Source organism: Thermotoga caldifontis AZM44c09, from assembly GCF_000828655.1.
In the GTDB taxonomy this organism is placed as follows: Bacteria; Thermotogota; Thermotogae; order Thermotogales; family DSM-5069; genus Pseudothermotoga_A; species Pseudothermotoga_A caldifontis.
In genome coordinates this window covers 1,199,162-1,218,104 of sequence record NZ_AP014509.1, presented here as the reverse complement: position 1 = coordinate 1,218,104, position 18,943 = coordinate 1,199,162, and the positions used below count along the sequence as shown (strand labels likewise).

19 protein-coding genes are annotated in these 18,943 nt (G+C 50.5%); 15 read left to right on the top strand and 4 right to left on the bottom strand.

Translation table 11 applies throughout. The features are described 5' to 3' along the window. Positions 1–18: 18 nt before the first annotated feature. Positions 19–951: a hypothetical protein gene (locus TSP01S_RS06100; protein WP_041077246.1), complete on the top strand. Its 933-nt coding sequence runs from the start codon at positions 19–21 to the stop codon at positions 949–951. A gap of 206 nt (positions 952–1,157) precedes the next feature. Beyond that, positions 1,158–1,595 (top strand): OsmC family protein, encoded by a 438-nt coding sequence (locus tag TSP01S_RS06095; RefSeq protein WP_041077245.1) that lies wholly within the window; start codon positions 1,158–1,160, stop codon positions 1,593–1,595. A 29-nt stretch (positions 1,596–1,624) separates the two neighbouring features. Here the strand turns inward: TSP01S_RS06095 and TSP01S_RS06090 are convergent, their stop codons facing one another. Then, complete coding sequence (locus TSP01S_RS06090; protein ID WP_041077244.1) at positions 1,625–2,869, bottom strand: hypothetical protein; 1,245 nt, start codon at positions 2,867–2,869, stop codon at positions 1,625–1,627. A 292-nt stretch (positions 2,870–3,161) separates the two neighbouring features. Between TSP01S_RS06090 and TSP01S_RS06085 the strand changes: the two genes are divergently transcribed. From TSP01S_RS06085 to TSP01S_RS06060, 6 genes are read left to right on the top strand one after another with little or no spacing between them, the layout of a single operon-like run. Beyond that, complete coding sequence (locus TSP01S_RS06085) at positions 3,162–4,334, top strand: ABC transporter substrate-binding protein (RefSeq protein ID WP_041077243.1); 1,173 nt, start codon at positions 3,162–3,164, stop codon at positions 4,332–4,334. A gap of 4 nt (positions 4,335–4,338) precedes the next feature. Then, a complete protein-coding gene (locus tag TSP01S_RS06080; protein WP_041077242.1) occupies positions 4,339–5,217 on the top strand; it encodes a carbohydrate ABC transporter permease in 879 nt (292 codons plus the stop codon). Next, entirely contained in the window at positions 5,214–6,038 is an 825-nt protein-coding gene (locus tag TSP01S_RS06075; protein ID WP_041077241.1) for a carbohydrate ABC transporter permease, read from the top strand. The genes TSP01S_RS06080 and TSP01S_RS06075 overlap by 4 nt, the downstream gene beginning before the upstream one ends. A 13-nt stretch (positions 6,039–6,051) precedes the next feature. Further along, positions 6,052–7,284, top strand: coding sequence for a glycosyltransferase (locus tag TSP01S_RS06070; protein ID WP_041077240.1), 1,233 nt, complete (start codon positions 6,052–6,054; stop codon positions 7,282–7,284). A gap of 4 nt (positions 7,285–7,288) precedes the next feature. Continuing rightward, complete coding sequence (locus tag TSP01S_RS06065; RefSeq protein WP_041077239.1) at positions 7,289–8,425, top strand: ROK family transcriptional regulator; 1,137 nt, start codon at positions 7,289–7,291, stop codon at positions 8,423–8,425. Between the two features lie 52 nt (positions 8,426–8,477). Continuing rightward, complete coding sequence (locus TSP01S_RS06060) at positions 8,478–9,278, top strand: hypothetical protein (protein WP_041077238.1); 801 nt, start codon at positions 8,478–8,480, stop codon at positions 9,276–9,278. Between the two features lie 283 nt (positions 9,279–9,561). On the opposite strand, the gene TSP01S_RS10080 is transcribed toward TSP01S_RS06060, so the two are convergent. After that, complete coding sequence (locus TSP01S_RS10080) at positions 9,562–9,801, bottom strand: hypothetical protein (RefSeq protein WP_052463522.1); 240 nt, start codon at positions 9,799–9,801, stop codon at positions 9,562–9,564. Positions 9,802–10,149: 348 nt separating this feature from the next. Between TSP01S_RS10080 and TSP01S_RS06050 the strand changes: the two genes are divergently transcribed. Genes TSP01S_RS06050 through TSP01S_RS06025 form a run of 6 tightly spaced genes read left to right on the top strand, consistent with a single transcriptional unit; the run spans position 10,150 to position 14,716 of the window. Further along, complete coding sequence (locus TSP01S_RS06050; protein WP_041077237.1) at positions 10,150–10,782, top strand: peroxiredoxin; 633 nt, start codon at positions 10,150–10,152, stop codon at positions 10,780–10,782. Positions 10,783–10,840: 58 nt separating this feature from the next. Then, complete coding sequence (locus TSP01S_RS06045) at positions 10,841–11,329, top strand: ferritin (RefSeq protein ID WP_041077236.1); 489 nt, start codon at positions 10,841–10,843, stop codon at positions 11,327–11,329. Positions 11,330–11,334: 5 nt separating this feature from the next. Continuing rightward, positions 11,335–11,820, top strand: coding sequence for a ferritin family protein (locus TSP01S_RS06040; RefSeq protein WP_041077235.1), 486 nt, complete (start codon positions 11,335–11,337; stop codon positions 11,818–11,820). Positions 11,821–11,835: 15 nt separating this feature from the next. Continuing rightward, on the top strand, positions 11,836–12,135 hold the full coding sequence (locus TSP01S_RS06035; protein ID WP_041077234.1) for a metal-sulfur cluster assembly factor: 300 nt from the start codon (positions 11,836–11,838) through the stop codon (positions 12,133–12,135). Next, positions 12,132–12,950 (top strand): peptide chain release factor N(5)-glutamine methyltransferase, encoded by an 819-nt coding sequence (gene prmC / locus TSP01S_RS06030; protein WP_041077233.1) that lies wholly within the window; start codon positions 12,132–12,134, stop codon positions 12,948–12,950. The genes TSP01S_RS06035 and prmC overlap by 4 nt, the downstream gene beginning before the upstream one ends. Positions 12,951–12,979: 29 nt before the next feature. Beyond that, on the top strand, positions 12,980–14,716 hold the full coding sequence (locus tag TSP01S_RS06025; RefSeq protein ID WP_041077232.1) for an ABC transporter ATP-binding protein: 1,737 nt from the start codon (positions 12,980–12,982) through the stop codon (positions 14,714–14,716). Positions 14,717–14,720: 4 nt separating this feature from the next. Here TSP01S_RS06025 and TSP01S_RS06020 read toward each other — a convergent pair whose 3' ends face one another. Together TSP01S_RS06020 and TSP01S_RS06015 are read right to left on the bottom strand one after the other, a co-directional pair. After that, on the bottom strand, positions 14,721–16,163 hold the full coding sequence (locus TSP01S_RS06020) for a gluconokinase (protein ID WP_041077231.1): 1,443 nt from the start codon (positions 16,161–16,163) through the stop codon (positions 14,721–14,723). Positions 16,164–16,217: 54 nt separating this feature from the next. Then, on the bottom strand, positions 16,218–17,558 hold the full coding sequence (locus tag TSP01S_RS06015; protein ID WP_041077230.1) for an ArsB/NhaD family transporter: 1,341 nt from the start codon (positions 17,556–17,558) through the stop codon (positions 16,218–16,220). Positions 17,559–17,896: 338 nt separating this feature from the next. Between TSP01S_RS06015 and TSP01S_RS06010 the strand changes: the two genes are divergently transcribed. Beyond that, positions 17,897–18,883: a C4-dicarboxylate TRAP transporter substrate-binding protein gene (locus TSP01S_RS06010; RefSeq protein ID WP_231848625.1), complete on the top strand. Its 987-nt coding sequence runs from the start codon at positions 17,897–17,899 to the stop codon at positions 18,881–18,883. The last annotated feature ends 60 nt before the right edge of the window (positions 18,884–18,943 follow it).

The window sequence follows — 18,943 nt, the reverse complement described above, 5'->3', positions numbered from 1 at the left end:
AGATTCGGAGTTGATACGGTGAAGATAGAGAACTATCACGTGGCGATGGTGTCAAGTTACAGCAGAGAACACGTGAAACGAACGCAGGAACGGATCCAGATTACTCGGACGCCGGTCTTCGAACCGGTGAGAGTACAGCAAGCGAAATTCGAGATCAAAATGAGTGAAAAAGACAAAGCCAAGTTGAAGCTGATCAAGGCGATCCTCGAAAAGCTCACGGGACGCAAAGTGAAGTTGCTGCTGCTCGAGATCAGCGAATCACACGAAAGTGTTGAGCGAACAGACAGCGGTAGCGTTCAGGTTGGAGTGGTGTACGAGCGGAGCGATTACGAAAGAGAGTCTGAGACTGCCAGCTTCTCCACACACGGTTATGTTGAAACAAAAGACGGAAGAAGAATAGAGTTCGAAATCAATTTCCATCTGAGCAGAAGCTTCGAACGAAGCGAGTTCGTGCGGCTCGTGGTCGGGAATCTACAGGATCCTTTAGTGCTGAAGTTAGACGATGCACCGCTGGAACTCTTTAACAGGAAACTGACGCTGGATATCAATTTCGACGGTGCTGTGGACGAGATAAGGCTCCCGAGGAATGCCGCACTGTTGGTGCTCGATCTGAATGAAAATGGTAAGCTGGACGATGCCCACGAGTTGTTCGGACCGTCGACTGGGCAAGGATTTTTGGAGCTCGCCGGATACGATGCAGACAGAAACAATTGGATCGATGAAAACGACGTTGTTTTCGCCAAGTTGAAACTGTTGATAGCTGATGCCAGCAACGTGAGGCTCGTACCTCTTTTGGAAGCGAACGTTGGAGCCATATTCCTCGGCTTTGTGAGAACTCCATTCAGCTTTTACGATGGCGCTGAAATTGTCGGAAAAATCAACTCTACTGGTATCTATTTAACAGAGGACGGGCGCATCGGAACCGTTCACCAACTGGATCTCAAGATTTGAACTCACTCGCCAGAACCTCTTCCGGGGCCAATCACTCCGGTAATAGACCCCTAGTTTTGTCGTGTTTGCCTCTACTTTCCAACACGAAGTCTTTCTCTACCCATCTGCCGTCACAAGGTATCGAGTGGGAGAAAAACACAAGATGCAATACTTGAGTCAATTAATCGGAATATTTACATGGTACCATGAAAATTGGAGGTGAACCTATGGATCTCAAGTTTTCCGTGAGTGCGGTTTCTGAAACTCCCACCAGGGTACAGGTGAAAACAAGGAATTTCACGATGTACGTCGACGAGCCACCACAGCTTGGAGGAGAAGACAAGGGAGCCAACCCCGTTGAATACTTGCTTGCGGCGCTTGCGGGTTGTTTGAACGTTGTAGGGCACATGGTGGCCAAAGAGCTCAACATGAAATTGGATGGCCTCGCGATAGAGATCGAAGGCGTTCTCAATCCCGCAAAGTTTCAGGGGAAGCCGAACGCAGAAAGAGCTGGCTACAAAGAGATAAACGTCACGATCAAAGCAAAAACGAACGCTTCGGAGGATGTTCTCAAGAAGTGGTTGCAGATCGTTGAGAGCAGATGTCCAGTTTCAGACAACATAGCGAATCCAACGCCTGTAAAATTCAACGTTACCAGAGCTTGAAAGAAGGGCCCAGATCTGCGGGCCCTTTTTCACTTCAATCTGAGCTTCAAAAGCAGCGCATCTCCACCACCGTGTGAGCGCAACCGCAATCCAAAAAAGTACGAATAAGAAACGCCGGCAACGTAGTAGTTTGTCTTGTCAACAGCGACGGCGTAACCGATTTCGTCCATGGTCGATCCAAAGCATTTCGACCAGATGAGTTCGCCGCTTTTGTCTATTTTCATCACCAAATAATCACTTCCGCCGTTCCTTTTCGCACCGTACACGTCATCGGACCACGTCGTTCCAACCAGAAGATATCCGTCATCGAGCCTGGCGATCTTTTGTGCTATATCATCCTGGCTGCCACCGTAGCTCTTTTGCAATATCACCTCACCGTCAGGATCGAGCACGAAGATCACGAAATCTGCTCGACCATGCTGTGCGATTTCTTTCGACCAGCTCATTCCGAGCACCACAACTTTGCCATCTTCAGTGACCAGAAGATCGCTTGCCTGATCCCAATCTGTACCACCAAGCTTTCTCTGCCAGAGCAATTCACCGTCTTTTGACAGCTTCAGGATCCACATGTCGGCGGAGGTACTGGCAGTGTCAACGCTGGTTTCGCTCGATTTCGTGAGGCCAGCAACGTAGTAAGCATCTTGCGCCTTATCGATGGCGAATGCGCAGTCCCAGCCGCCGCCGTCAAAAGTTCTCTGCCACAGAAATTCTCCATCTCTGCTCACTCTCACCACCCAGACATCTTCATCGCCTGCAGAGGTGGTGTATCCAACGAAAACGTAACCATCATCTTCCAGCACATCGAAGACCGATTCGTAAGCCTGCGTTCCGTAACAACGTTTCCACAGCAAATTTCCCTGTGAATCGTACTTCATGAGCCATACATCCTGAGCGCCAAATTGCGCGGGGGTTTCACCATCGTGAGAGTTACTGATCGCACCCACGATGAATCCACCATCGCTGGTCTTCTCAACACAGTTACCACCTTCGGTGCCCGTTGAACCTACCACTCTGTTCCAGGAAAGTTTTCCATCTTTCGAGAACTTCACGATCATGATATTTTGATCGCTCGTGTCCCTCGTGGATGTCCAACCGACCATCACGATGCCGTCGTCCAGCAGGGCGAGATCATAGGCTATATCCCTGTTCATCGTCCCAACGAAACGTGACCAGACAATTTCATCTTCACGCTCTCGAAGCGAACCAGACGCGATGAACACCACCAGTATTCCCGCTATGAGAAAAAGATTGATGAGCCATCCCCTTCGGTTCATACTTTCATCCCCCAGGCGATTCCATAGTATTTTACATCTCCTCAAGCTAAGGTGACTTTTGTTCCCTTGCGGAATCCAGTTTCCTAAGTAGAAAACGATGGCTGTGAAGATTCCAGAATCGAAGACAATTTTCATCTTCGTTCAGCAAAGATTTGGATTGATGCACGAGAAAAGCCATGGTCAGATTCGTGTGAGTACCCACTGGCTTGACATGTTACAGGTAAGGTGGTATTATTTCTGTAGACTTAATTCATGTTACGAAGAAAATACCCAAACTGGAGGGGGTGCTGGTATGAAAAGGCTGTTGATCGTATCAATCCTACTCTTCGCCGTTATCCTGAGTGCCAAAACACTCACCGTCATAGGTCCATGGGCCGGTCCAGAAATGGAAAAGTTCATGCCCGTGCTTCAGGAGTTCGAGAAACAAACGGGTATAAAGATCGAGTACAAGATCTACAGGGCGGAAGATCTGGCGAATCTGTTACCAGCTCAATTCGCCGCGAAGAAAGCGCCAGGAGATGTCATATTCATGTGGGCCAGCTTCATAAGGGAATATGGTCAGAGAGGTCACATCCTCCCGCTCAACGGTGTCATCGATGAATCCAAGTATCTGCCCGGTGCACTGGATGCGGTGAAGGTTGGCAACCAGCTCTACGGAGCTGCGTACACTGGAAAGGTCAAGCCAGGTTTTTGGTACAGAAAATCCTTCTTCGAAAAGTACAACCTGACACCACCGAGAACGTGGGATGAGTTTGTGGAGCTGCTCGAAAAGATCAAGAGGATTCCGAACATCAAAGCACCCATTGCGAGTGGTGACGGTGTTGGCTGGCCTCTGTCGGACGTCACGGAACATTTCTTGATCACGTTCGGTGGTCCCGAACTGCAGCTCGATCTCATCGAGGGTAAAGTGCGCTGGGACAGCAACCTGGTCATGAAGGGTATGAGCAGGCTTGTCACGCTCCTCAAGAACAAATACTTCGGTGAGCCTACAGAATGGACACTCGTATTGAAACAGTGGTGGAACGGTGATTACGCACTTTACTTCATGGGAAGCTGGATCACGGGTATGGTCGACGATCCGAACGACCTCGGTGTGTTCGCCCTACCGGGAGCGGCCGGCGTGGTGTTTGGAGCGGATTACGCGTTCGTTCCGAAGTACACGCAGTATCCTGAGGAAGCGAAGAAGCTGATCGCCTGGCTCTGCGGTCCGGAAGGACAGGCAATGCAGGTGAAACAAGGTGGGCACATCGCCACTGCCGTCGGCATCGATCTGTCGGTGTATCCACCGGTCGACAGAGAGGTTGCGAAGATCGTGCAGGGTGTGACCGTGCTGCCAGATCTGGACGATTCGATCGGTGGAGAGTTCCAGCCTGCGTTCTGGGATCAGCTCAAATTGCTCTGGGTAGCTCCGGACAGGTTGAGTGAAGTTATCAAAGCGTTGCAGGAGAAGGCACCAAAGAAGTGATCGGATGAAAGCCAGGACAAAGTACGTTGCGTTCTTTCTGCTACCGGCTTTCACGCTGATAGCTGTGTTCGTCGTTTATCCGGTCGCAAGGACCGTCACGCTGAGCTTCTTCAACGAAAGCGGCAAATTCGTCGGCTTTGCCAACTATGTCAGGGTACTGTCGAGCAGGGAAATCATCAACGTTGAGGGCTTCCGGAGGGGCTTTCCCCTCGGAGCCCTCGTTCATAACCTCTTGTGGATCGCGATCCACCTTCCTGTGACGCTTTCACTGGGGCTTCTGCTGGCCGTTCTTCTGAAAAACGTACGTGGAGGTTCCATAATCAAATCGATCATCTTTCTTGGAATGGTCATGCCGATGATCGTTGGTGGCGTCATGATCAACTTCATCTTCGATCGGAATCTCGGCATCTTCAACGCGTTCATCAAGCTGTTTGGTGTACAACCTAAAACGTGGACTGCCCATCCCGACACGGCCCTGCTTTCTTTGATCTCCGGTTCTGTGTGGCTCTGGACAGGTTTTTCCACTGTCCTTTACTCGGCCGGTCTCGAGACCATTCCGAAGGATCTCTATGAGGCAGCACAACTCGATGGGGCGTCACCGTTCAAAATTTTCACGAAGATAACCGTTCCCATGCTTAGACCCATCACGATCGTCGTCATCACCATGACGTTGCTCTGGGAACTGAAAGTTTTCGACATCGTGTATGTGGCGACGATGGGTGGACCAGGTGGCGCGTCGAACGTGCTGGCGTTGCAGATGTACCTGTACGCGTTCCGGGCCATGGACTTCAACAGGTCGGCTGTTGTCGCCGTTCTGATGACGGTTTCAACTTTGCTGGTGAGCCTTCCGCTGCTCAGAACCCTGAAGGAGGACCAGACATGAAAACGAAAACGCTCTTGGTCTCTCTCGTTGGCTGGCTTCTGGCACTGATCTGGATCCTACCGTTCGTGGGCGTTTTCATGACGGCAATAAGACCACTCGATGAACTGCTGAAAGGATGGTGGAACTTTTCGACGTTTCGGCCGACCCTGAACAACTTCGTGGGTGCATGGAACCATCCAACGGCGTCGCTTTCAAAAGGCATGCTGAATTCTCTCATGGTCGCAGTTCCCGCAACGTTTCTCCCCCTTTTTCTTGCCACGATGGCAGGTTACGGCCTTTCGAGGTACCGATTCAAACTGAGAACGCCTCTACTCGCACTGATAGTCGTGGCACTCGCACTACCTCAGCAGACGATCGCCGTTCCGATCTTTCAGATGATGAACGCGTTGAACCTCGTGGACACGTACCTCGGACTGATCATCGTTCACACCGCGTGGGGTATACCGTGGATCACGTTCTTCATGAGGAACTTCTTCACGACGATTCCGAAATCGATGGAAGAAGCTGCGAGGATAGATGGTGCCAGCGATATAACGATATTCTTCAAGGTAGCGTTTCCACTCGCCATGCCGGCAGTGGGTTCGGCTTTCGCGCTGCAGTTCACCTGGGTTTGGAGCGATTTCTTCCTGGCATTGATATTGGTGTATTCACCCAACAAACTGCTCGCGACTCAGCGTATACCGCTCATGAGAGGTGTTTATCACGTCGATTGGGGTCTGCTCTCATCGGCGGCGATCATGGTGATGGTGGTTCCGATTTCAGTCTATCTGCTGCTGCAACGCTACTACATCAAAGGCATGATCGGCTGGTCGCTCAAGTGAAAGGAGGAAACCTATGAGGGTGAAACTTCAAGAGAAGTCCGTCGAAGAGTACAGGAACCTGGTCGGCGAACAGGTTGAACAGATCAAGGAACTCGCGAAGCCTTTGCAGGGGTTGAAGGTGGTTCACATCAACGCGACTCCTTACGGTGGTGGTGTGGCTGAGATACTGCAGACGCTCGTTCCGTTGATGAGATCGATCGGTTTAGATGCTGAATGGCGTGTGATAGAAGCACCTGTGGAGTTTTTCAACATCACGAAGAAGTTTCACAACACCCTGCAGGGGGCAGGCATTGAGATAACGGAAGAAGAGTGGAAGTTCTACGAGGAAATCTGCAAAAAGAATGCCGAACTCATCGAAGGAGACGAAGACATCGTTGTGATACACGATCCACAGCCAGCCGCGATACGCAACTTTGCCAGAGCCAGGAGCGACACGAAATGGATCTGGAGGTGCCACGTAGACCTGTCGACACCGAACGAAAACGTTTGGAGCAGATTTTCTCAGTACGTTTCGAACTACGACAGGATGATCTTCCATCTGGAAGAATACTTTCCGAAGGACAAAGGCTTGAGAGGGAAATGTACGGCGTTCCCACCCAGCATCGATCCGTTGAGCGAGAAGAACGTCGAACTGGAACCGAGCTTCATCGCGGAGACTTTAAAGAAACTCGGTATCGATATGGAGAAACCTTTGGTAACTGTAGTCGCCAGGTTCGATCCTTGGAAAGACCTCTTCTCCGCAATCGACGTCTACAGGATCATCAAGCGGGAGCTTGGATCGATCCAGCTCGCGATCGTCTCCGCCATGGCGCTGGACGATCCGGAGGGCTGGATATTTTTCGAAAAGGTCTTGCGGTACGCGGGGATGGACGAGGATATAAAGTTCTGCACCAACCTGAGAGGTGTTGGAAGCAAGGAAGTGAACGTGATACAGCGCGCCAGCACGGTGGCCCTTCACACCGCCACGAGGGAAGGTTTCGGACTGGTGATCAGCGAAGCTCTGTACAAAAGAGTGCCCGTCGTGGCCAGGCCCGTTGGTGGCGTCAAGATCCAGATTCAGCACGGCGAGAATGGTTATCTGGCGTGGGAGAAAGAAGCGCTCGCGGAGTATATACTCGAACTGGTGAGGAACGAAAGCTTGAGAAAACGGATGGGAGAGCTTGGAAGAAAAACCGTTCTGGAGAAGTTCATTTCCACTGTGAATTTGATGAACTATCTCAGAACTTTCCTCCAGGTTCTGGGGTGAGAAATTGCCGGCACCAGCGTTGAGGAGAGAAAACAAACTACGCGTCTTGAAATGCCTGTTCGAACACGGTCCCATGTCCAGAGTACAGCTTTCAAACCTGACAGAGCTTTCGCTGAGCACTCTGAGTTACATCGTGCGGGAACTCTCAACAGAAGGGCTCATCGACGTGACCGAAACCGAGCCAGGCAGAGGTAGACCCTCACAGCTGTTGAGCATCGATCCAAACGCCTGGTACGTCATCGGAGTGAAGATGGGTCGTGAAGAAGTTCGCGGGGTTCTGTTCGACGCAAAGATGCGCCCGGTGAAGAAACGGTCTGTTCGAATCCTCTCGCACATGCGTAGCAACGAAGGTTACACGTTCGCGTTGCTGAACGTCGTTGAAACGTTGAAAACTGAGAAGTTGCTCGGCATCGGCGTGTGCTCTTCCGGAATAGTGTCCGAGGAAAAGGTCGTAGTATCGCACCTCATGAACGTTCGACAGCTCGACATTCAGAAAATTTTGGGGCAGAATCTTGGAATCAACCGCGTTCTGCTCATGAACGACGTCGATGCACTCGCATACTCTCTTTCGAACCGTCGAAGAGAAGAGTTCCTGGTGATCAGCTACGGAACTGGTATCGGGGCCAGCTTCTGGAGCGGGGGACATGCCAGGCATTTCGAAATAGGCCATTCGATCGTTGCGGGCGAGGGAAGATGTTACTGTGGACAGACTGGGTGTCTTGAGTACCATTCGTCGGAGTACGCCGTGCTCAAACGGTATCTTCAAAAAGACGTGGACTTTGAAGATTTCGTGATGAACGAAGAAGAAAAGTACAGGCCAGTCGTGGAAGAGATCAGAAGCTGTGCTCGATCGAACTTTGACTCGGTGAAGACGTATTATTTTGAACCGTTCAGAAGATTCTCACTCGTTCTCGGTAACCTGATCATGGTGCTCAAACCACGCAACGTGTTCTTCCTCGGCGAGGGTATTGTGAACGACGATATGGTGCAAATGCTTCAGACACTTGTGAAAGAAAGGTTCAATTCGGAATTCATCGGTGATACCACCTTCCAGAGAGCGGTCGCGGAATGGGAAGAAGGCGTGGCGCTCGCCGCGGTACGCAAGTTTCTTCCAAAGCTTTTGCTTTCATCCCCACGGTGAAGATTTTCGACACGCTGTATGATAAATTGAAAGTGGTGGGGAGATAGAGAAAGTGCTGGAAGAATTGAAACAAGATCTGACAGGGCTGCGCAAGACCATCTCCGACAGAGAAATAAGTGACATCGCACTGAGCGCCCTTAAGGAAGCGGCAAGAATAACGTTCCAGATGAAAATCAGGGACATCTTTAACTTTGTGAAGTTCGTGGTCGTAGGCTCCTCCAGGCTCGTAAGCTATCTGTACAGAACCATAAAGCAGGAAGGATGGAATGCACCGCGTACATGGTGGAAGGATACGAAGGAGAGTTTTAAGAAAAAGCTCGAGCAGATCGAAACCGTTTGGGAACAGATGAGCCCGGAGCAGAGGGTGGACACGCTGATCGATTTCGTGATAATCGTTCTCACCCTTTTCCTGGTCGGCGGAGGTCTCGATTTCGAAGGTGGCCTACCCGATACGGATCTCACCTTTGGAGTGGGAAAGCACAGAAACATCTTCACCCACACTGTGCTTCTCGGTCTGACTCTCGAGTTCATCGTGAGGTTCCTCGTAGCACTCGTAACAGAATCCGAAAAGCGTGGATACACACCGAGATCCGAATTTCTGAGAGCCGTGCTGGACTTTGCCAAAAAACATCACGACGCAGCCATAGCAGGCATGTGGCTGGGCCTGTTCGTGCATTATTTGAAGGATGCCAACCTTCTCGCCAGGAGGACAAAACCGTACGCGGGTGTCAGGGGACTATCGATGCAAGAACACCAGCGAATGCTGGCTTCCAACGCGTTCGTGTCCGCCATATTTGGTTCGGGCGCTGTCGTTAACCCTGAAGAGAAATACTTGAACGAACTGAAACAGTGAAGCAGATCAACCCACCACCCTGCATCGTTGCACGGTTTCATTCCCTTCTTCTTCGAACGAAAAGGTTCGCTGTTGTAACGCCTTCGGCGCAAAGACCGCGTGGGAAAGGTTCGTCCGTGACTTCCTCCACTAAAGGGGTGGGCTTTTTCTTTCACCGGGGAAACTTACAGAGTAAACTTGTCTGCCGAAAAAGCGTCGATCATTCCTTAACGCAGTCGTTCTGAAATACCGCCTTCCGGTGCATCTTCAGAAACGCTATTATGAAGTAACCGATCCTTTTGACTTACGTACAAGCACGGCGTTCGCTGTCTCTGCCTCGGCAGGTATCTGTTGCAGGCCCAGCACGGAACTTTCCAAGTTTCTGTATCGTCACTCTGTTCCGGGCAAAGTCTAAGCTGTACATCACGCCGTACTGCTGGAGCGGTATCGTGTGGCCGAGCCTTTCGTGCTTCAATCCAAAAACTTTGTAGCGTTTTCTTTCAGTTTGGACGGTCAGTTCCCTTTTCTCATAAGCGTCCCTCACATCGACTTACCACGCTTAACTTGTTAGCAGTATAGCCAGCCGTTCCGTATCCGATACCAGCCAGTTGTACAGTCACTTCGCTTCCAGAAATGCTTTCTCGAGCAACTCGGATTTCCTTTTGGAAAGGTTCCGGAACTTCAACCTTTACACAACAGGTCTTCGGGTTTCTCTGCGTTGTCTTGTCTCAGGGTAGGCTTTCTCGGCAGGGATCGTTGGTGACGGTCCAAGCACAGTATGAAAAAGTATGAGAATGTTGATGTTACAATATGAAACCACTCCATAGCATATGATAAACTATAATTGGAACGCAAAAGTGAACCTGAAAGTGAACCTGAGGGAGGTGTTCTTATGGGTATTCCACTGATAGGTGAAAGGTTTCCAGAGGTCGAGGTGATGACGACTCACGGTAAGATGAAGCTGCCAGAGGCTTTCAAGGGTAAGTGGTTCGTTCTGTTCAGCCATCCGGCCGATTTCACACCTGTGTGTACGACCGAGTTCGTCGCGTTCCAGAAGAGATACGACCAGTTCCGGGAACTCGGATTTGAGCTGATCGGTCTCAGCGTGGATCAGGTTTTCTCGCACATCAAATGGGTTGAGTGGATCAAGGAAAACACGGGTGTACAGATCGAATTTCCCATCATCGCCGACACGGGCAAAGTCGCTGAGATGCTCGGAATGATCCATCCTGCGAAGGGTAGCAACACGGTCAGGGCGGTGTTCTTCGTCGATCCGAACGGTATCATACGCGCGATACTGTACTATCCGCAGGAAGTTGGAAGGAACCTGGACGAGATACTGCGAATGGCGAAAGCCTTCAAAGTGGCCGACGAACACAAAGTTGCGATACCCGCAAACTGGCCCAACAACGAACTGATAGGCGACGAAGTCATCGTTCCACCCGCGACGAGCATAGAGGAAGCGAAGAAGAGAAAAGAGCAGTACAAGTGTTACGACTGGTGGTTCTGCCACAAGAAGGTCTGAAACCGACGCCCCCGCTGGGGGCGTTTTTCGTATAATTCGATTCAGGAGGTGTTACACGATGATACCAAAGGAGCTCGAGAGGGCGTTCAACGAGCAGATCAAAAAGGAACTCGAATCGGCTTACCTGTATCTTTCCATGGCCGCTTACTTTGAACACGAGAATCTTGCAGGAATGGCGCACTGGATGAAGAAACAAGCACAGGAAGAAGTGAATCATGCGATGAAGTTCTTCGAGCACATCAACGAACGTGGAGGGAGGGTGGAACTCTTCGCCCTTGCCGAACCGAGGAAGGATTGGTCTTCCCCATTCGAGGTGTTCAAACACACGTACGAGCACGAGCAGAAGGTCACGGCGAGCATAAACGCGCTGGTCGAGCTGGCACGAAAGTTGAACGATAACGCGGCACTCGTCTTTCTGAACTGGTTCGTGAACGAACAGATCGAAGAAGAAGCCAACGCGCAGAAAATAATGTCGTTACTGGAACGCATCGGGGACAACTTCGCTGGTATAATCATGCTTGATTCGGAACTTGGGAAGAGGGAGTGAGCGTTATGTTCAACATCGATGAGGTTTTTGAAATGGCAGAGCAGATCGAAAGAAACGGAGTCGCTTTCTACAACAGAGCGGCGGAAATGTTCCCGGAGTACACGAAGAAATCGGTCTTTCTGAAGCTTGCAGAAATGGAAAAAGAACATGAAAAGAGATTCCACCAAATGAGGCTTGAACTTGCCGGAAAAGAACGCGAGATCTCGCAGTTCCTCGACCCTCAAGGTGAAGCCGCAGCGTACCTGAGGGCGATGGTGAGTGGCAAGGTGTTCGATCCGAAACTCGATCCCACGACGAGGTTCAAACAGGTGAGGTCCGTTTCAGAAGTTATAAGAATAGCGATAGACGTGGAAAAGGATTCGATAATTTTCTACCTCGGTCTCAAAGAGATGATCCCACAGGGACTCGGCAAAGACAAGATCGACCTCATAGTTCGCGAAGAGATGTCTCACGTTGCGTTGCTCAGCGACATGCTCGAAAAGCTCTCGTGAAAGGAAGTGTTTTGAATGATCACCAAGGAAAAGGTTCTTGAAGCCCTGAAGGAAGTCATAGACTTCGAAATAGGTCTGGACGTGGTCAGCCTGGGGCTCGTGTACGATGTGGTTGTCGACGAGGAGAACAACGTCACAATAACGATGACGATGACTACCCCGGCGTGCCCGCTCGCGGGACTCATACTTCAGGACGCGGAGGACAAGGTCAGACAGATCGAAGGCGTCAAGGACGTGAAGATCAACCTCACCTTCGATCCACCCTGGACGCCAGACAGGATGAGTGAGGAAGTAAGGAAAAAGTTCGGCATATGAAGCTCAGAGATCTCTACACAAAGATCAAAGATATTCTCAAGGAAGCCTCCGAATCGAGCGGTTCGGAGGCTCTTTCTATATTGAGCAAAGTTACAGGCAGAAGTCGTGAAGGCCTGTTGATGGATTTCGAAGAAGAAGTTTCCGAAGCGCAGTGTCAGCTCGCCGTTTCGCTGGCGCGAAAACGTGCGAGTGGCTATCCTCTTCAGTACATCACGGAAAAATGCTATTTCTACGGTCTGGAACTGTACGTGTGTGAAGGAGTATTCATTCCGAGAATGGAGACAGAGGTTCTGGTGGACTTATCTTTGCAAGTGATCGAGGAAAAGAATATCGAGCTGGTTGCAGACGTCGGCACCGGAACCGGCTGCATCGCTATAGCAATCGCTCTGAATTCGCAGTGTGAGGTCTTCGCAACCGACATCAGTGAAAAAGCTCTCCAGGTTGCAAAAAAGAACGCCGAGAAGTACCAAGTTCAGATAGGGCTTCTGAAAGGTCCGTACCTCGAGCCACTCTTACATTTTCTGGACCGTGTGCAGTTGATCGTCTCCAACCCACCGTACGTTTCCTCCCTCGCGCAACTTCCCGCCGATGTTCAGAAAGAACCCTCGGAGGCACTCTTCGCGGGCGAGGACGGTCTCGATTTCTACAGAAACTTTTTCTCCGTTCCTTCTCTGCTCAGAGGAAAGACCATAATCATGGAGATGTCACCGGAACAGGAAAGTGGTCTGAGAGAATTGCTTCAGAACCTTGGAAAGCTCAGCTTTTTTAAAGATCAGTTCAACAGAACCAGGTTTTTCAAACTCGAGATGGAGTGATAAAATAATTCGTGGAACTAACTTTTGGGGTGGTCACCTTGAACAGATTGCTCAAATACGCCAAACCGTATACCCTGTTCTTCGTCCTGGCGATACTGATCGTCCTGGCTTCGGCCATAGTGGACCTTTTGCCACCACAGCTGATCAGAACGATCATAGACAGTTATTTGAACAACGAAACCTTACCAGTTGCTGAACGGTTGAACGGAATCTACAGATTCAGTCTGGTAGTGCTTGCCGTCTTCGCAGCGCAGTTCCTCTTCGGTTATCTCAGCACTTTCATCACGTCGTATCTGGGCAACAGGATCGTCCACGATGTGCGCACGGAGCTCTTCAGAAAAGTTTTAAGTCTTCCCATGTCGTTCTTCGACAGAAATCCCTCAGGAAGGATCACGACGAGGATCGTGAACGACACGCAGAACATCCAGGAGTTCTTCACCAGCGTCATAACGGCGATGGTGAAGGACGTGTTCCTCCTGGCTGGTACGATATATTTCTTGATTCGACTGAGCCCGAAACTTTTCGCCACGACCAGCTTCGTTTTTCCCATCATAGCGGCCGCGATGGTCCTGTTCAGATACTTCGATCTGAAGGTCTACAGAGAGGTTCGTACCAACCTGGCCAAAGTGAACGCCTACCTTGCGGAACACATCAGTGGAATGGGTGTGATAAAACTCTTCCTCGCCGAAGACTACAAGAGAAAAGAGTTCGACTCGGTGAGTTCAGAGCTATACAGATCGCAGATCAAACAGATGTACGTGTTCGGAATCTTCAGACCGTTCATAAGCTTCGTAAGGCACCTGGCCACGAGCGTGATCATCTACTTCGGCGCCAGAATGATACTGCAGGAGACCATAAAGTTTGGAGAGCTGTACGCATTCATAGCTTACATAGACACGTTCATGAGGCCTCTGGAAGACATCTCAGAGAAGTACGACATCGTACAGAACACGGTTGCTTCGTGCGAGAAGATCTTCTCGCTCATGGATGAAAAGCCCGAACCGGCTGGAAAAACGAACAGCCAGCTCAAGATCGAGAAAGGCGAACTGAGGTTCGAAGACGTGTGGTTCAGCTACGATTCCGACAGGTGGGTGCTGAAAGGCATCAACGTCGTTTTCAGACCTGGAGAGCTGACCGCCATCGTGGGCGAGACCGGGGCAGGAAAAACGTCTCTGATGAACCTCATCAACGGTCTGTACGTACCCCAGAAGGGTCGGATCCTCATAGACGGTAAGGACATGTTCGAATACGATCTGATGAAGATCAGAAAACAGATAGCTGCAGTCCCACAGGACGTGATACTCTTCACAGGAACAATCCTCGACAACGTGAGACTGTTCGACGAAACCTACACCGAGGAGCAGGTGATCGAAGCGCTGAAGAAAGTCCACGCGTACGACATAGTGTCCCGCCTGAGTGATGGAATCTACACCAAGATCGTGGAGCGAGGTTACACGCTCTCTGCCGGCGAGAGACAGCTCATAGCCCTTGCTCGTGCGGTGCTGTTCGATGCGAAGATACTGATCCTCGACGAGGCTACCAGCAACATAGATGTCGAAACGGAAACGCGGATCGAGACAGCCATAAGAGAACTCGCGAAGGAAAAGACGATGATCATGATCGCCCACAGGCTCTCGACCGTGAAGAACGCCGACAGAATACTGGTAGTGCACAACGGCAGGATAGTCGAAGAGGGAAAACACGCCCAGCTTTTGGCGAAACAGGGAGTGTACTACCAGCTGTATCAGATTCAGTTCGCTTCATGATTCTTCAGAGCTTCTCCAGCCAGGCTTCGTACAGTTTCTGATAATAGGGTACCAACCTCTGATCGGGTTCGTAAACTTCAAGTTCGTTTTTCAAAGCTTCCATGGCTCTCTTTCTGTGATCTTCTCCAAGATGGTGCCATACCGTTCCCAGAGCTGTACCTTGTCTCTTACTCTGTACGATGATCTTTTCGTTGATAACGCTGGAAAGCATCTTCGTCCACACGTCCGCCCTCGTCAGTCCACCCGTCGAATAGACGTTTTCGAGTTTTCTGGGTACAACTTTCACCACATCGAAGATCCTCTTCAAGTTGAAGATGATGCCCTCCAAAACGCTTCGTGCCACCATCCAGTCGGTGGTATCGCCGCGGAGGTTCAGAAACCTCGCGCTCAGGCTTGGATCCAGCTCAGGGAATCTCTCACTGAAAACGAAAGGATAAAAGAGCACGGCTCGCGAAGCGTCCACGTTGTAGAAATTCTCTTCGATCAATTTTATGATCTGGGCGTGATCGTACTTTGAGAAGAGCTTCACGTACCAGTCGAACACGATACCACCGTTACTCGTTGCAACTCCGGCGATGTAGTAATTCTCGTCCACAACGTAGCACCACACACCGGGTGAAGGGTACTGCTCTGGCGGCTCACTCACGATCGATCTGATCGCCGCGCTGCTGCTCGAGGAGATCGTTATCGAATCGTCGATACCCGCGCCTGAACCTATGCTCGAGGCCGCTGCATCCGAGATGCCTATGAACACATCGGTCCCACTGGCAAGGTTAGTTCTTTCGCCTGCTTCTTTCGTCAATTTCTTCGCGAACGTTGGCGGGACGAGTTCAACTAACTTGTCTTCGCCCACGCCTGTCAGCTCTTTCAGCAAGTCCGCCATCCACGTCTTGGTGCGTATGTCCATGAACCCTGTGCCGGAGGCCACCGAGATGTCGCTGGCCAGCGTGCCGGTCAATCTGTAGAACATGTAGTCTTTTATCGAGACGATCTTGTGAGCCTTTTTGAGCCTCTCAGGCTCATTCTGTGCGAACCACATGAGTTTGAAAATGGGATAGGCAAAGTTGGCGGCACAACCCGCCCTGTTCTGCAGGGTCCTCACGAGCTGTCTGTCCTTCTTCACTTGAAGAACCTGAGGTATCGATCTTTCGTCCACCCAGGGAACGACGTTGCTGGCGGGCCGATAATCCTCATCGAGGAATAGAAGAGAATGCAACATGCTGTCGAGCACGATGCTGTCCACGCGGGGGAACTTCTCCCCAACCTTTTTCAACGCTTCGAACACCGCATTTTCGATCTGTACAGGATCCTGTTCGAACATTGAAGGCCCAACGGAGAAGACATCGTAAGATTCGCTCACATCGAGCAGAACTCTCAACGCGTCAGAATCGTAAACGATGACCTTCACAGCCGTCGTGCCTATATCCACTCCCACGTGCAGTCCCACTCGCGACACCTCCACAGGTTTATGTTACATCAACTGAGACGAGATACCAGCGACTCAGTGAAGGAACCTCACGGAGATCCAGATTCCGAAGCTGGACGCAATCAGCGTCAGCATCGCGACGAAGAAGGTGTTCTTGATAAACCTGACGTTGTTCATCTCTATACCATAGTTTTTGAGAATGCGTGACCACATCATGCCGGCGAGTGCTCCGATGAGAGTTATGTTCCCACCGATGTTCGAACCGACCACCAAACTCAACGCGTAGCTGATCGGTTTCTGCCAGAGCGCGTGAGCGAAGAAGATCGTCATGGGCTGGTTTATCATGATGTTCGCGGCGAAAGCCGTAACGTACGTGGTGAAGAAAGAAACGAGAAGGTCGTTCCTGAAATTGAACAGCTTACCAACAAGATCTGTGAGACCGTACATGGAGAAGGTCTGCACGAAGACGAAGAAAGTTATGATCATGGGGAGAATCTTCCAAGGAACTCTCTTGAAAACATCGATGAAGAAAGAAAGGCTGTGACTGTCTTCGAAATTCGCCTTCGACATCTTGCCCGAAAAAGCGAGGTTCAACAGCGCGTAGATCGCGCAGTACAGAACGACAGCCTTCCACAGAGGTAAACCTATGAAATCTCCTATGGACACGGTCACGAAGAAAGCACAGAAGGTCAAACCAGAAAGCCAGGCGTACAGCTTGCTTTTCAGAGCCTCGTCTATATCGAGCTCGAGTCTGGCTTCCACACGCTGTGGGATCTTCTTTCTGTACTGAACATAGAAGCCTACCAGTGAAGCTGCTATGGCCGCGATGGTGGGGATGAACATGAGTCTGGCGTACTCAAAAAAGCTGAACGAATAAGCCTGAGCAACGATCACGTTCGTTGGATTTCCTATGTAGAAGAACATGCTCCACGTGTTCGAGGTGAAGAAAACACTGATCAGCAACGGTATTGGGTCCATACCAGAATACTGCGACATGTAGACGATGATGGGTGTGAGCGTCAACGTCACTATGTCGTTGGATGTGAACATCGTCATGATCCCTGCGAGCAGAATCGTGTTGAAGAAGAGTTTCTTGCCATCACCTTTGCTGAGCGACAAAAACTTGTAAGCGATCACTTTCAGCAGGCCAGACGCGTCCAGGCTGGTACAGATGTACGCTGAACCAAAGAAGATCACGAGTATCTGCCACGGCACGATGTTCAGCTGCTTCATGAGGGAGGTTCTGATCAAGGTGAGTGGAACCACACCTGTGGCGATCAGGAGAATGAGGGCAAGCAACGAAGATTTCGCTTGATCGAGCGAAATGACTGCGTTCTTTATCTTTATCTTCGGCTCCTTTATCGTTGCATACACCGTGGCGAAAAAGATGTTCAGAGTGATTACGAGATCAACCATAGGTCATCCTCTTCACGACTCGCATCACGATCTTACCAGGAACAAGTTTCTGGAATGCTAATTTGCGCCGCGTTTCACATCGCTTTCACTACGACGTCAGAAACAATCCTGCAATGTTAACATACCTTGACAGCGGCTCATGCGATGTCAAGGCCAGGCTTGAAACTCACACCTGACGCGTGGAAATCAACGTTCCAGCTTTTTGAATGGGCCGTCATTTTCTCGTTGACACTTTGACGAATCCATCGTATATAATTTTTTTGACAACCCACACGAACGTGTGAGATGTGTGAAAATATTTTTCCAAAAGGGAGGGAGTAACCGTGAGGAAGTTCCTCGTGCTTGCGTTTGTTGCCGTTGCCCTTGCAACGTTGTTCGCCGCGCCGAAGTATGTGCTCAGATTCAACCACGTTCTCGCAGCCACAGAACCGTACCACCAAGCGTTCTTGAAGTGGGCGAAAGCGGTCGAGGAGAGAACGAACGGGGATGTTAAAATCGAAGTGTTCCACAGTGCTCAACTCGGTGTAGAAGAGGACATCCTAGAGCAGATCAGAGCTGGCGCACCAATCGGCCAGAACACAGACTCCGCGCGAATGGGTATGTACGTTCCACCGATCGGTGTCATGAACATTGCCTACTTCATCGACTTCATGGGTGCGAAGACTCCGGAAGAGGTCATCGAAGCTCTTCAGAAAGTTAAACAATCGCCGTCCATGAAGAAATGGCTCGACGAACTCGAAAACAAGTACGGCTTCAAGGTCCTGTCCTTCTTCTGGGTCCAGGGTTACAGACATTTCTTCACGAACAAACCCGTCAGGAAACCTGCCGATCTGAGTGGTTTGAGGATCAGAACACCTCCATCGCCCGCTTGGCAGGAATCCATCAGGGCACTCGGTGCACAACCCGTTGCTATCGCCTTCGGTGAGATCTACACAGCGATTCAAACGAAAGCGTGTGATGGGGCAGAGTTGACTTACGCTAACGTCTACAACGGTTCTCTGTACGAAGTCGTCAAGTACGCATCTGAGACGGGGCACATACTTCTGATCAACTTCGAAGTCGTCAGTTCGAAATGGTTCAGAAGCTTGCCACCTGAATATCAAAAGATTATCGAGGAAGAATGCGACAAAGCCGGTATTGAAGTTTCCCTGAAGATCATGAAGGAGCTCAGCGAAGAGTACAAAAAGAAATGCATCGAAAAAGGTATTACCGTGATCAGCGACGTTGACAAGGCCGCGTTCATGGAAGCTGCCAAGCAAGCTTACATAAAACTTGGAATCATGGATGCACTCGAACAGCTGATCAAGGAAGTCAGAGGTCAGTGAACTCAAACCCAGTCCCTCGGAATGGGGGACTGGGTTTTTCTATAACTATTACTGAGGTGA

Coding starts and splice junctions, on each gene's coding strand:
- TSP01S_RS06015 (WP_041077230.1), bottom strand. CDS start 17,558: ATGGTTGATCTCGTAATCACTCTGAACATCTTTTTCGCCACGGTGTAT.
- TSP01S_RS06040 (WP_041077235.1), top strand. CDS start 11,335: ATGTTCAACATCGATGAGGTTTTTGAAATGGCAGAGCAGATCGAAAGA.
- TSP01S_RS06070 (WP_041077240.1), top strand. CDS start 6,052: ATGAGGGTGAAACTTCAAGAGAAGTCCGTCGAAGAGTACAGGAACCTG.
- TSP01S_RS06095 (WP_041077245.1), top strand. CDS start 1,158: ATGGATCTCAAGTTTTCCGTGAGTGCGGTTTCTGAAACTCCCACCAGG.
- TSP01S_RS06050 (WP_041077237.1), top strand. CDS start 10,150: ATGGGTATTCCACTGATAGGTGAAAGGTTTCCAGAGGTCGAGGTGATG.
- TSP01S_RS06045 (WP_041077236.1), top strand. CDS start 10,841: ATGATACCAAAGGAGCTCGAGAGGGCGTTCAACGAGCAGATCAAAAAG.
- prmC (WP_041077233.1), top strand. CDS start 12,132: ATGAAGCTCAGAGATCTCTACACAAAGATCAAAGATATTCTCAAGGAA.
- TSP01S_RS06085 (WP_041077243.1), top strand. CDS start 3,162: ATGAAAAGGCTGTTGATCGTATCAATCCTACTCTTCGCCGTTATCCTG.
- TSP01S_RS06075 (WP_041077241.1), top strand. CDS start 5,214: ATGAAAACGAAAACGCTCTTGGTCTCTCTCGTTGGCTGGCTTCTGGCA.
- TSP01S_RS06035 (WP_041077234.1), top strand. CDS start 11,836: ATGATCACCAAGGAAAAGGTTCTTGAAGCCCTGAAGGAAGTCATAGAC.
- TSP01S_RS06090 (WP_041077244.1), bottom strand. CDS start 2,869: ATGAACCGAAGGGGATGGCTCATCAATCTTTTTCTCATAGCGGGAATA.
- TSP01S_RS06080 (WP_041077242.1), top strand. CDS start 4,339: ATGAAAGCCAGGACAAAGTACGTTGCGTTCTTTCTGCTACCGGCTTTC.